This is a genomic window from Mesorhizobium sp. M4B.F.Ca.ET.203.01.1.1 (genome assembly GCF_004791025.1).
In the GTDB taxonomy this organism is placed as follows: Bacteria; Pseudomonadota; Alphaproteobacteria; order Rhizobiales; family Rhizobiaceae; genus Mesorhizobium; species Mesorhizobium abyssinicae.
On the sequence record NZ_SRUO01000223.1, the window covers coordinates 1 to 303 of the forward strand.

Annotated in this window: 1 protein-coding gene; it reads right to left on the reverse strand. The window is 67.0% G+C overall.

Going from position 1 to position 303, the window contains the following annotated elements:
- On the reverse strand, positions 1-303 hold a 303-nt coding region (locus EN846_RS34410; protein ID WP_245518776.1), incomplete at both ends, for a helix-turn-helix transcriptional regulator.

Below are 303 nucleotides of genomic sequence, written 5' to 3' on the forward strand. Positions count from 1 at the left end.
CGGCAGGCTCCCGCCGAGCTCGGGGTCGGCGGTTTCGCTCGCCTTGGCCGGATCGAAACCCGCCTTCAGCCGTACGCTGCGACCGCCGCCTTGGCTGGCCGCGCCTTCGCCGATCAGTTCGATGCCGGCCGCCTCGAGCGCCGCGATCAGCTTCATCAGCGAATCGACATTGCCCCGGATGATCGAACTGCTGGCTTCCATGCGCTGGATCGTCGGCACCGACAGGCCGGACAATTCTGCAAGCCGGCGTTGATCGATGCCGAGCAGCGATCTGGCGGCGCGCAATTGCGGTGCGGTTATCAC